The sequence below is a fragment of the Streptomyces sulfonofaciens genome, assembly GCF_014656295.1.
GTDB lineage: Bacteria > Actinomycetota > Actinomycetes > Streptomycetales > Streptomycetaceae > Streptomyces > Streptomyces sulfonofaciens.
In genome coordinates, this window is record NZ_BNCD01000006.1 from 22,840 (window position 1) to 35,883 (window position 13,044).

Genomic DNA, 13,044 nt, shown 5'->3' on the forward strand with positions numbered 1-13,044 from the left:
CGCCCGGCGGGCCGCCCCGCCCGGTCCGACGCCGTCCGTGCCTGCCTGGGCTTGACGGTGACGGTGACGGTGACGGCTGTCGGACGGCGCGGCGGTTCGCCGCCGTCCCGGGCGCCGGCGGCCGCAGTCACGGATCGGAGCACGCACCCGACAGCGCTTCGTGGTGCCGAGGACCACCGACTTGCCCTTCGGGACCAGAGATCGCGCCGCCGACAGCTCCCTCAACCGCCGGCCACCACCACGCCCACATCGGCGTCACGGCCACTCGACAGCCCGACGATCGCTGAGACAGGCCGCGCCAACGGCGACAAGACAAACCGTCACCCAGCAGCGCTCTCGTCCGCTGACGTTGCCGCCAACTACTGCCGAAACCCGCGCTGAAGCACCGCCAGGACGCACCTGGCGGGACGTCGGATCTACATGCGTGTCGATCCAGGTCCTTCTACGCGTCTCCGCCTGCACCAGAAACCGGCACGAACCGCAGCACTGGGTGCTACGCCACTGCGGCCAGAACCCATCCCACCACATCTACCGGGAGCTCATCACCCGGCCCTGGCGGGCCTGGCGGCAGATGTGACCCGTTCTGCTCGCCCAGGTGGCGCGCCGCGCTGACCCACCCGACTCCCGTCCCTGCCGGGCGTGACCGATCGAGGCTCCCCGTCCTCATCAGCCCCGGCAGGGACGGGCGCTCACATGCCGGCCCATGAGCACGGGGTTCTGGCCTCAGCCACAGAAAGTCAGCCACGATGGCGGGCACGCTGACCGATCGCCCGTCACGTGTGTCTCGCTCAACCCCGCACCGGCATCAGCCCAGTTATCTCTATCGTCACGGCCTCAGCCAGGCACAAAGGCCCAGGCGGCCGGGAAGTCAACTCGGCCCGGGTGCCGACGCACGGTACGAACCCGCCGGACGGCCTCTCAGCACCCGCCCGCCCTGCTGCAGCCGAAAGGGCTTCTGCCTGATGGTCCGGCCCGCGATCTCCGGATCTACGCGCCGAGCGGCCGGTGGGCGTCGCCAGCGGGGCGGCAGACAGGAGCGGGCGGCGGCCACCGGACGCCGGCGCGCGGCGGCCCGCGTCAGCGGGACGCCCTTGATCCAGTAATGAAACTCTTAACAGCCCAGCCGACCACGGCGTCAACGAGCCGCGGAACGACCGCTGCTCCGCTCCCGGTGACTCGGTCTGCAACGATTCCCCGTCCACCTCACGTCGGCCCTTCAACCTCTCCTGTCCTCGCGCTGCCCTGCTGTCGCGTCAGCCTCGGGACGCAATTGACACCCTCAGCATCGCGTTCAACGATCCTTCGAGCACCGCGAGGGCCACTGGCGACGGCAACGAATTGCCAACCTGCGCGACCTCCGTCCTCTGACGTTGCCGTCAACTACTGCCGTCACCTCACAGAGAAGCCCCGCCAGGGCGCGGGCGGATTCCAGGGGTTGTTGCAACACGTGGTCGGTTGATCAGGTCGCGAGGATTTTATGCAGGCGCTCGGCTGGGGTTTCCCAGTCGAGCGTTTTGCGTGGGCGGCTGTTGAGTTCGGCGGCGACGGCGTCCAGGTGCTCGCGGTTGTGGGCGGCCAGGTCGGTGCCCTTGGGGAAGTACTGCCGCAGCAGACCGTTCGTGTTCTCGTTCGAGCCGCGCTGCCAGGGGCTGGCGGGGTCGCAGAAGTAGACCGGGATGTCGGTGGCGAGGGTGAACGCGTGATGGGCGGCCATCTCCGAGCCCTGGTCCCAGGTCAGGGACTTGATCAGGTGCCGTGGCAGCGTCTGGACGGTGGTTTGCAGGGCCATGCTGACGTCTTCGGCGCCGCGGCCGCCCGGCAGGTGGACAAGCATGACGTAGCGGGTCGCGCGTTCGACCAGGGTGCCGATGGCAGAGGCGCCGTCCTTGCCGATGATCAGATCGCCTTCCCAGTGGCCGGGAACGGCCCGGTCGGCAGCCTCCGCGGGCCGTTGACTGATCATGACCATGGGATGGGAGAAACGTGGCTGCCGGGCGGCGGCCTGGCGGTGCGGCCTGCGCCGGGCCCGCCCCGTGCGCAGTGCTCGGGCCAGCTCGCGTCGGAGTTCCCCGCGGCCCTGGACGTAGAGGGCCTGATAGATCGTCTCGTGGACCACGTGCATCTCCGGCCGATCAGGGAACCATCTGCGAAGAGCGTGACAGATCTGCTCAGGACTCCACCGCATGGCCAGGTGAGCCTGGATGAAGTCCCGCAGCTCGGGGTTCTGGCCGATCTTGCCGGGCTTGGGCCGGGGCCGGCGCCGATCGGCTCGGCGCTGAGCAGCGTGGGGGCGGTAGGCCCACCGGGTGCGCTCACCGCGCAGCGGCATGCCGTTGCGGCGTATCTCCCGGCTGATCGTGGACGGGCTGCGGCCCAGCTCGGCGGCGATCGTGCGGACAGACGCCTTCTCCCGCAGCCGGTCGGCTATGTGGATGCGTTCGTCCTCACGCAGACCTCGTCGACGAAGGCTCGGGCTCCTGCTCCGCCAGAGCAGGAGCCCGCCGTCGCCTCGGGTCCCTCCGGCCATTTCGCCACTCGCGGCCGGTCCGCTCATGCACGCCGACGCGTCGGCTTGCCTCTCGGTTGGTCAGCCCCATCTGCACGAGCCGGAAGTATTCCTCCCGCTCAGCCCGGAGCTTCACAGGCCCCTGAGCCTTGCGAACCCTACGGATCTCGAAGTCCATCACACCCCTAGAGCTGGGGTGTCGCGACGACCACTAGAACCGAAGATCGCCCGGCGGGGCTTCAGATTTGCTGACGCTAACGAATCTTCTGCTTACCCGTGCGCCTCAGCGCCTGTCACTCCGCAAAAACCGGATTAAGCCAGACCGACACCAGATCACCATTGTCGACGCCCAAGACAGTTCCGCCAGCGATTTGGACGAAATTAGCGTCGGTGGCATCGTTCAGACGAATGGTAACCCACCCGGAGGAAGGATCATACGAAACCCGCCACCTGTCTCCAGGAACCTCGAAAGAAACCCCAGGCTCGAAAGAGTGGTCCGACGAGATGAATACCCGCCCGGGATTGAACTGTGGAGCAGTCAACTCGGCCACCACACCCCGAACGTGCGGGAAGTACCCCCAGGCGAACAGGACTTCCCGGGACTCAATATCGACCTCAAGTTGGAGCGTGCCGATCAGCACACTCGCAACCCCCTCCGAGCCGAGCCTCTCGCTCAACGACTCCCCGCTCTGCGCACTGAAGGAGAATCCGTACTCGGACTCGTCGTAAGTGAGGACACCCTCAAGAGGAGATCCATCTTGGATGGAGAATTTCATTTCGGGCTAGCCTTTTGTGCTCTTGAAGAGGAAGTGGACGATTCTGTTGGAATTTGCGTCGATGTTGAGCTCCCAGATCCCGTTGCTTCCGTTCATCGTTCCAGGCGTTCTCCACTCGACAACCCCAGGAGCGCCACGGGAATCCATCCTGGGCGCAGATCCCTCCATGATCTCCCGCAGAAGCAGCCCGTTATTGCCGTTCATGTAAGGACGTGCTGCCTTACCGAAGTTGGGGGCATCGACGTCCCGAGTACCAGCAATGTCCCAGGTGTGATTTTCGACGGTCTTGGTCATCGAAATGTTCTCAACATCGATCTTCGATGCCAGATCCGAGACGTCACAGTTACTGTTGTGAACGAGGACCGGCGTCTCGCCCGCCAGCACATAGTACGTATGCAACCCGCTCACGGTGAGGTTGTGGACCGTGGCCTGCCGGGTGTGGTGGCGGATTGCGGTGATCTGGATCCAGGTGCCCGCGCTGGTCTGGAGCCACTGGCCCAGTTCCAGGTCGGATGCCCGGACCCACCGGTGCAGGGCCGGGACCCAGAACGGGTGGCCGTCCGTGGCCGTGACGGTCGTGGACGTCCCCCCACCAAAGCCCCCGGAGACACCGGAACCGCCAGGACCGTAGACGGCAAGCGTGATCTCCGTCAGGTGTTTCGCGCCCGTGCCCTCGATGACCGCCGTCACCGTACGCGGACCACTCTCACCGGTCTCCGGATCGGTGGCGGCGACCTCATCGCCCACCCCCACATCCCGTATCGGCTTCCTCGTACCGTCCGCCATCAGAACCGGTGTGTCACCGGTGAAGCTGTTCGGCAGACACACGTCGTCCGCGACCCGGCTGACCGCCCTCCCCTCGCCCAACACACCACTCAGACAACCCGTCAGGGCCGAGGCACCGACCCGACCCCGCCAACCCATCCACCGCTTCGGCCCCATTCCTCAACCGGGCCAGGCCCCGCCGTATCCACTTCCACGACCACCACCACTCGACCGCCACCCTGCCCCTGGAACAGGGACTCGACCTCGCCGCGATCAAGGAGCTATTGGGTCACACACATCGGCGTCACTACCGGTGTCTACGCCCACGTCCGGCTCCGCCTCCAGCGCCACGCCATCGACCGACACCCTCGGCAACGCCCTCACCCAGGGCGACGACGCCGCCGAGGACCCACACGCCTCAACCCTCGTCCGCTGACGTGGCCGTCAGCGTTGCCGTCAAGAACCGCTGAAGCCTCGCCAGAAAACTCTGGCGAGGCTTCTCACTTTTCTCCCGGTTTTCAGCTTCAGCCAGACTCTTGCCAGCGTGTTACGGCTCGCTGGCACAGGGCGAACGCGAAGGACCCGAAATCATCCCCGAGTCTCTCCATGCTGTCGCGGTCCACATCTCCGGGGTTCCAAACGAGGACCGGATACTCGCCTTCCCGATCCACTTGAGAGGAATCGAGGGCGACCAAACCACCCATTCCATCGAACATCACAACGATCAGATCGGATGGCATTCCGTACTGGCTGCGAGCATCCAGAGTCTCCGTTACGGAACCCAACAGTTTCTGCCCCATCGCGGGCGTCTGATATACGCCGAGGAATTCCTCGCCAGCGATATCCCAGGTCCCGAACTCTTCGATCAAACGGCGGTACGAAGGTGGGAAGGCCACACCCAGATCGCTCTCAGCGGCGGCCATCGTCCCTGCGTCACATCCGTCGGCGTGGTTCGCGATGTCATCGTTCCCGCGAACCAGTTCGATCAGTTGCTCACTCGCCTCGACAGCGTTCATTATCCACCAAATCCTGCCGCTCTGTCTTTCCAGTACTGAGATTTCCAGGCATTGAAGGCGTCGCGATCAATTCCACTGGGGATCTTGGTGCCCGCCTTCCAGTGCAACTGACTATAGTTCCCGAAGTGCATCGAGTGCGTGACCTCGGCGATCGGCCCGTCCTGCGTCTGGAGCATGTGGTGAAGGTTCAGCGGCTTGCCGTCCGGGCCCATCGGGGCCAACCCCTGCTGCATTCTCTTGAGATTGCTACGACCGTACTTGTCCGCTGGCGAGAAGTATTCCGGATTCACCAGATCATCCCGCCGATAAATGCGCTGACCGCTGTAGTCGGTCCGCGACCAGAACTGGCAGTTTGAGTTATGAACCAGAACCGGCGTCGCCCCAGCCAGCACATAGTACGTGTGCAACCCGCTCACGGTGAGGTTGTGGACCGTGGCCTGCCGGGTGTGGTGGCGGATTGCGGTGATCTGGATCCAGGTGCCCGCGCTGGTCTGGAGCCACTGGCCCTGTTCCAGGTCGGATGCCCGGACCCACCGGTGCAGGGCCGGGACCCAGAACGGGTGGCCGTCCGTGGCCGTGACGGTCGTGGACTTCCCCCCACCAAAGCCCGCAGAGCCCCCGGAGACACCGGAACCGCCAGGACCGTAGACGGCGAGCGTGATCTCCGTCAGGTGTTTCGTGCCCGTGCCCTCGATGACCGCCGTCACCGTACGCGGACCACTCTCACCGGTCTCCGGATCGGTGGCGGCGACCTCATCGCCCACCCCCACGTCCCGTATCGGCTTCCTCGTACCGTCCGCCATCAGAACCGGTGTGTCACCGGTGAAGCTGTTCGGCAGACACACGTCGTCCGCGACCCGGCTGACCGCCCTCCCCTCACCCAACGCACCCAGACCCTCGCCCAACATGCCACTCAGACAACCCGTCAGGGCCGAGGTGCCGACCTGGCCCCAGTCGACCTTGCGGCCGGACAGGCGCTGGGTGAGCCAGTCGATGCCGCCGTCCATCAGGCCGCCGATCAGGCAGCCCGCGATCAGCGGGTTGTCGCCGGACGGGTCCGTGTACGTCGTCGGGGACGACAGCGCGTACTGGTAGAGGTTGGCGCCGCCGGCCTGCCCGGTCGGGTCCTGGGAGATGAAGCGGCCGGTCTCGGGGTCGTAGTAGCGGTCGCGGTAGTAGAGCAGGCCGGTGCCGTCGTCCTCGCGGCCGGTGAAGGTGTACGGGTTGGAGGCCGTGTCACCGCTGGTCGCGGTGCGACCGTTCGGGTCGTAGGTGTAGCGGGTGGCCACCGTGCCGTCGGTGTTCGCCAGGCCGAGGACGCTGCCGAGGGCGTCCGTGAGGTAGACCTGTGTCCTGCCGTCCTCGCTGCGGGTGAGGAAGTCGTCCAGACCGCCCATCGTCACCGTGGCCGCGATGTCGCCCGTGGCGTTCTGCTCGGCCAGCGGGTTGCCACCGTCGGTCAGGTACTTGCTGGTCGTATCACCTGTGGTCTTCGAGGCGCGGCGGCCCGAGGGGTCGTAGGAGAAGCTGCCGGACCGACCGTTGGCGCCGGTGCCGCCGGCCGGGGTGAGGCCGGTGAGCTGGCCGCGGGCGTTCCAGGTGTAGGTGCGCTGCCCGTCGTCCTTGAGTTGGCCGTCCTTGTCGTAGGTGAAGGAGCGGCCGCCGTAGGTGGTGATGCGGTTGTCGTCGTCGAAGACGGTGCCCGTCTCGGCTGCGGGGAGGGCGACGTCGGCGAGCGATCCGGTCAGACCGGTCTGAAGGCCCCGGGCGTCGCGGGTGTAGGTCAGGTCGCCGATGGACGCGCCGGTGTCCTTGGTGTAGGCGATGGAGCTGATGACGCCGGTCCTGTCGTGGCCCGTCGTCCGGGTGATGCCGCCGGGCAGGGTCGCCGTCCTCTCGCGGCCGACCTCGTCCAGGCCGAAGGCGACCTGCTGCGTGCCGGTGGTGAGGGTCGTGAGGATGCCGGAGTCGTCGTAGTCGTAGGTGGTCGTGGTGCCGGCGGCCGTCATGGTCCTGCGCTGGTCGAGCGCGTCGTAGGTGTAGGTGACCGTGCCGGTCGGGCCCGTCGTGGTGCGCAGGCGGTCGTAGGCGTCGTAGGTGAAGGACTGGGAGCCGGCCTGGCTGTCGGTGACGGTCTTGGGCAGGTCGACGTCGTCGTAGTCGTAGCCGACGGTGGACTCCGCGCTGCCGTCGGCCTTCACTCCGTAGGATGTGGTCCTCGTCCGGCCGAGCAGGTCGTAGTCGGCGGTGGCGACCTGGCCGGAGCGGTTGGTCACCTGCTTCAGACGGCCCGCGGCGTCATAGGCGAAGGATGCCTGGGCGCCGAGCGGGTCGGTGGCCGTCCTCGGACGGTCGGAGTCGTCGTAGTCCCAGGTCGTGGTGTGGTCGCGGGCATCGGTCAGGGTGCGCAGGTTGCCGCCCGCGTCGTAGGTGTAGGCGGTGGTGTGGCCGAGCGGGTCGGTGACCTCGCGGGGCTGGTTGAGCGCGTCGTAGGTGATGCGGGTGACCGAGCCCGCCTCGTCGCTCACCGCGCTCGGGCGGCCCGCGGCGTCCGTGAACTGTCCCGCCACACGGCCCTCTGCGTCCTTGACCGAGACCAGGTCACCGTGGCGGTAGGTGTACTCGGTGACGGCGTCGGAGGCGTCGGTGACCGTCCTGACCTGGCCGTCGGGCTCGTAGGTGTAGGCGGTGACCCGGTTCTCGGGATCGGTGGCCGTTCGAAGGTCGCCGTTCGCGTCGTAGGCGAGGACCGTCGTGTGCTGCTCCGCGTCCGTGACCGTGGTCGGCTGGTCGTAGGGGCCGTCGAAGGCGACCGTGCCGGACGAGCGGGCGTCCGCCGTACCCGCCAGCTCGATCGATTCCGTGACGTGGCCGCCCTCGTCGTAGCGCAGCTCGGTGCGCCGCCCGTAGGGATCCGTCACGGCGTCCACACGGTGGTAGGGGCCCCGCTCGTAGACCGTCTTACGGGCCAGGTCGCTGCCGTGGGCCACGGTCTGCGAGGTGCCGAAGCCGTCCGCGTCGAACGTCACCCGGCGCACCGCGCCGCCCGGTTCGGTCGCCTCCGCCGCGGTGACCTTCCCCGCGGAGTCCTCGGTGTAGGCGAAGGAGTACGTGGCGCCGTCGGTGAGCGTCTGCTTCCTGACCCTGCCGTCCGCATCGAACAGGTTGGTCATGTAGGTGATGCCACGGGCGTCCGTCGCCGTGGCGATCCGGTTCGACGTGCCGTCGTACGTGTACGAGCTGGTCTTGTTCGCGGTGTCCGTGACCGTCTTCAGGCGGCCCGCGCCGTCGTACCCGTAGGAGGTGCCGCGGCCCGCGTTGTCCCGCGCCGCGGTGATGCGCTTGTCCGAGTCGTAGGTGAAGGTCACCCAGCGGCCGCCCGGCGTGGTGATCCGGGTGACCGGACCGGCCGAGCCGCCCTCGCGGGTCAGCCGGACGGCGTTGCCGTGCCGGTCGCGGATCTCCGCGAGCGGTGAGTACTGCGGGAACACCCACACCGTGCCGTCACGGAACTTCAGGTTCCACTCGCCGCCGCCGTCCTGGTTCCACACGATCTTCGTACCGTGCAGCTCGGACGGCGTGTCGGTGGGCTCGAACACGGCGTCGCTGAAGCCGGTGCCGGGCGAGGTGCGCACGTAGTGGACCTTCTGCCCGCCGGGCAGGTACAGGTCGACCTGCTCGTACTGCTTCTCGGAGTGCAGGAAGACGTTGTAGGACAGGTCCCGGCCGATACCGAACGCGCGGGGCTTGTCGTCGCCCTGCCAGTAGGTGCGGGTGACCTCCGCGGAGCCCAGCGGGTCGGCCGCGCCCAGGTCGGTGTGGGAGTCGGTGAGCAGCCCGGTCCCCAGGTCGACCGGGTCGCCGGAGAGCCAGTCGACGACGTCCTTGACCGCGGACAGGTCCCACGGCAGCCAGTCGCTGATGTTGAACATCGCGCCCGTGAACGCCCACACCCGCGTCTTCGCATCGGGCACCACCTGCCTGCCGTCCGCCGTGACCTGCCCGTGGCCGTAGACGTGCCAGCCCTCGCCCTCGGGGTCGTAGGCCATGAACCGAGTCCGCGTACCGGGCGCGGCGTGGGTGTAGTTGGGGTAGACGACCTGCGCGCCCTCGGGGAACACGTACGTGCTGCCGGGCTGCACGGTGAAGTAGACCGGCACCACGCTGTTCCTCGGCAGCGGGAAGGGCGGGCGGTCGATCGGGATCGCCGTGATGCCCAGTTCGGTGACCGGCCTGCCCTGCTCGTCGCGGACCACGCTGCCCTTGGGGATGCGGACTTCGAGGCCGGGGACGGCCGGGGTCCTCAGGACGACGTCCTTCTTCGCCGGGGCGTCGAAGTGGACGGTGTGCCTGGTGTCCAGCGGAGTCAGCCACACGGGGAAGCCCAGGTCCGTGCTGCGGTGGGCCTTCGGGTGGATGCGGATGTCGTAGCGGCCGTACGTGCGGCTCCCGGTGTTCGCCGTCGAACCGTCCACGACCAGGGTGGTGGCGTCCGCGCTGACACCGGACAGCAGGAAGCGGCCCTTGGCGTCGGTGCGCGCCGACTTCTTGCCGACGCGGACCGAGACCTTGGGCAGCGGCCTGCCGTCCAGCCGCAGGACGTGGCCGGTCAGGGCGGTGGCACCGCGCGGAGCACGCAGCCTCGCCGGTGCCTTCGGCGCGGCACCGCGCCGGGTCGCCCAGTCGTGGCCCGTCAGGTTCGCCTTGTCGGGGCGCCATGCGTCCGGGCCGGCGGGCACGGTGCCGGCCTGCTGCCTGCCGGCCGCCGCCCGGTGCCGGTGCGCGCCGGCCGCCCCGGTGCGCTCCGCGGTCGCGCTCGCGCCGTCGTCCGCGGCACTCGTGCGCGTCGCCCTCTTCGCCGCCGTGAGGGCCGTGGCGGTCAGACCTAGGGAGTACGTGCCCGTCTTCAGCGAGGTCGGATCCACCGTCAGCGTGTACGTACCGTCCGCCGGGAGCGCGGGCAGTGCCTTGCCGGTCGTGCCGGTGCCCATCGACGCCGCGTCCACCAGCCAGTTGCCGTCCGGCCCGAAGACCGACAGCAACCAGGCGGCTGGGGGCGTACTCAGCCCCAGGGTGAGCTGCTGGCCCTTGGTGCCGGTGAACGTGTAGTGGGCGTTCTGCCCGGCCGAGGCGATGGTGACGGACTTCCTGGCGGCGCCCACGGTCAGCGCGCCGCCGTTCACGTCCGGGAGCAGGGTGGCCTTCGTGCTGCCGGTGTCCGGGGTGTCCGGTCGCACCACCAGACGGTGGGTGCCTGCGGCCAGTGGGGCCCGCAGCGGCACGTCCAGCGTGCTGCTCGCCAGCGTGCCCGCGTAACCGCCCGACGTCGCGCCCGGCTTCCAGTACTGAAGGGTCGGGCCGTGCGTGAACGTCGTACCGCTGAACACGACGGAGGCCCCCGCGCCTGCGGTCGCGGCGTAGGTGAACTCCAGTTGCTGGCCCGGCCGTGTCATCGTGCCCGTGGCGGGGGCGCCGGACGCCAGCGCGAGGGGTGCGGACGGCTTCGACACCCACAGCTTCATGGATCCGGTGACCGCCTGGTTGGTGGTCACCACCACGGCGTACGCCGCCCCCGGCGTCAGGCCCGTCAGGTACAGCGCCCGGGAGGACGTCCCGGAGAACGAGCCGAGGTAGGTGCCCTTGCCGCCGGACGAGGACACCAGGTAGGCGTCGCTGCTGCTGGAGACGGTGTTGTCGGTCACCGCGAACCCGAGCGACGGGGTGTCAGGGGCCGTGAAGGAGGCCCTGATCTGCTGGCCCGCGCGGGCGATCACCGCCGTCACCGCCGCGCCGTCCACCGCGGGCGCGGCCGCCACGTCCAGCGACAGGGTCAGCTTCAGGCTTCCCGTGCCGCCGTCGTGGGGGTTCACGACCACCTGGTAGGTACCCGTCTCCGGCAGGTCCGGAAGGGGGAGGGTGAGCGCCGACCCCGGTGACAGGAAGGAGCCGTCGACGACCTTCGCGCCGGACGGCGCGAGCACACTGACGTCCACGGACGAGGAGAAGGTGTCGCCGGTCAGACCCAGCGACAGGTCGTCGCCCGCCGAGGCCGCGAAGCTCGCCACCGCGTTCTGCCCGAACCGTGTGACCTGTGCCGTTCCCGCACTGCCCGTGCTGGTCAGCGCGCCCGCGTCCGCGTAGTGCGAACCGGTCACCCGCACGGTGCCGGTACCGCCGCCGGCGGGGTCGAGCAGCAGTACGTAGCGGCCCGTCGTGGGCAGGGCGGCCACGTCCACCTCACCCGTGGACCGCGCGGAGACGTACCGGTAGGCGACCTCGTCGCCGTCCGGGCCCAGCAGCCGGGCGTCCAGCGAGTCGTCCATTCCCGCCGTGTCCAGGGCCAGGCTGAGCGAGTCGGCGCCGTCCGCGTCGAAGCTCCAGCGTCCGTCCTGTCCGGCCCGCACCATCGCCGTGTCGCCCGCCGGACCCGCGAGGTCCAGCTCGCCGCCCGCCGGGTACGACGCCGTCACCGTGGCGGCACCGGTGTTGCCGGAGCCGGGGTCGAGGACGAGCGAGTAGGTGCCGGACAGCGGGAGGTCCCGCACCTCCCAGTCACCGCCGCCGGAGAACGTCACGTAGGTGCTGTCCCCGACCTGCCTGCCCTGCGGGTCCACCAGCGCCAGCTCCACGGAGGAGGAGAACGTCGACTCCGTGAAGCCGAAGCCGATGTCGTCGCCGCGCTCCGCGTCGAAGAGCACCCGTGCCCTGCCGTCGGACCGCGTCACCGCCACCGACGGCGGGTCGTCGTCGGTCACGGACGTCCGTACCGACGTCTCGAAGTCGTCGCCGCCCAGCGGGACGGTGAAGTCCCCTGCCGAGACCCCGCTGCCCCCCGGCGTCTCGACCTCCACCCGGCCCGTCGTCGCGCCCTCGGGCACCTTCACCGTCACGGACGTCGTCGTGGCGGACACCAACTGCGCGGCGGTGCCGCCGTTGAAGCGCACCACGTTGTCCGTGGCACTCGCAGCGAACCCCGCGCCCGACAGCACCACCTGCGTGCCCGGCACACCGGACGACGGCGTAAGCCCAAAGACCACGGGCGCCCCGGCGGCAACGGTGAACTCCTCCGCGGACCGTGCCGTGGCACCGTCCACCGCGACGGACACCGTGCCGTCGGCCGCACCGGACGGCACCGTCACCACGAGACGCGTCGCCGACGCCGATGCCACGGCCGCCTTCGCGCCGCCGAAGGACACCGTGTCCGCGGACGCGGTGGCGGAGAAGCCGGTACCCGAGAGCGTCACCTTCGCGCCGACCGGAGCCCGCGCCGGGACGACGGACAGCACCGACAGCGTGCTCGACGGATAGCGGTCGACACCGAGCCGGTTGCCGGCCTCGTCGTAGCGGTAGCGGGCCGTCTCGCCCGCCGGGTCGGTCACCCCGACCAGCCGGTCCGCCGCGTCGTAGGCATAGACGGCGTGGTCGGTGCCGGAGTCGGCCGCGGCCCGCCTCTCGGCGTCCTTGCCTCCGGGCGCGTCCTTGCCTCCGGGCGCGTCCTTGCCCGCGGGTGTGCCCTTCCCCGCGCCCTGGTGCGCGCCCCCGTCCCCGCCACCGGTCGGCCGGGGAGCGGTGGCCTGCGGCAACGGCGCGTCAGAAGGGGCTTCGGCAGTGGGCCGTGTCGTCCGATCCGGCCCCGGTGGAGCCGCCTGCGCGGAGAGGGAGCCACAGGCCAGTGCCAGCACCAGCGCACCGACCGTGGCAGACCGCCGACGAGCCCCCCTGCGTAAGACGAACCGCTCTCCGCGCCTGCGCACGCACCCTCCCCAGGGCAAACACATATCTCACGAGAAATCCATGACCCTTACATGTCACACGCAATGCGTGACACTTTATGCGCGCTCGGTCACATGTACGAGGACTCCTGGCGTGATTGGCCGGAATCACCATCCGCCCCTCCCGCCCCGGCGGCTTACCTTCCGCCTCATGCATCGCGTCGGGCCCCGTCGCATCCCGCCTCTCCCGCGTGGATCACGGGCGTGGC

The 13,044-nt window shown here is 69.1% G+C and carries 5 protein-coding genes and 2 pseudogenes; 2 read left to right on the top strand and 5 right to left on the bottom strand.

All coding sequences use genetic code 11. The features are described from left to right. Nucleotides 1–424 precede the first annotated feature (424 nt). Nucleotides 425–577, top strand: a complete 153-nt coding sequence (locus IE313_RS36610; protein WP_444546248.1) for a DUF7848 domain-containing protein — start codon at nucleotides 425–427, stop codon at nucleotides 575–577. Nucleotides 578–1,459: 882 nt separating this feature from the next. Here the strand turns inward: IE313_RS36610 and IE313_RS11865 are convergent. From IE313_RS11865 to IE313_RS11875, 3 genes and pseudogenes are all read right to left on the bottom strand, one after another. Further along, nucleotides 1,460–2,591: pseudogene (locus tag IE313_RS11865) on the bottom strand (IS30 family transposase). Nucleotides 2,592–2,799: 208 nt separating this feature from the next. Then, the gene (locus IE313_RS11870) at nucleotides 2,800–3,282 is read right to left on the bottom strand and encodes a hypothetical protein (RefSeq protein ID WP_189931064.1); all 483 of its coding nucleotides are present in this window, start codon (nucleotides 3,280–3,282) and stop codon (nucleotides 2,800–2,802) included. 6 nt (nucleotides 3,283–3,288) lie between these two features. Then, complete coding sequence (locus IE313_RS11875; RefSeq protein WP_229924559.1) at nucleotides 3,289–4,152, bottom strand: Hint domain-containing protein; 864 nt, start codon at nucleotides 4,150–4,152, stop codon at nucleotides 3,289–3,291. A 38-nt stretch (nucleotides 4,153–4,190) separates the two neighbouring features. Between IE313_RS11875 and IE313_RS36615 the strand changes: the two are divergent. Further along, a pseudogene (locus IE313_RS36615) lies at nucleotides 4,191–4,483 on the top strand (tyrosine-type recombinase/integrase); the annotation flags it as partial. Nucleotides 4,484–4,571: 88 nt separating this feature from the next. Here IE313_RS36615 and IE313_RS11880 read toward each other — a convergent pair. Then, nucleotides 4,572–5,063 (bottom strand): SMI1/KNR4 family protein, encoded by a 492-nt coding sequence (locus tag IE313_RS11880; protein WP_189931066.1) that lies wholly within the window; start codon nucleotides 5,061–5,063, stop codon nucleotides 4,572–4,574. Next, a complete protein-coding gene (locus tag IE313_RS11885; protein ID WP_189931067.1) occupies nucleotides 5,063–12,646 on the bottom strand; it encodes an HNH/ENDO VII family nuclease in 7,584 nt (2,527 codons plus the stop codon). The genes IE313_RS11880 and IE313_RS11885 overlap by 1 nt, the downstream gene beginning before the upstream one ends. Nucleotides 12,647–13,044 lie beyond the last annotated feature (398 nt).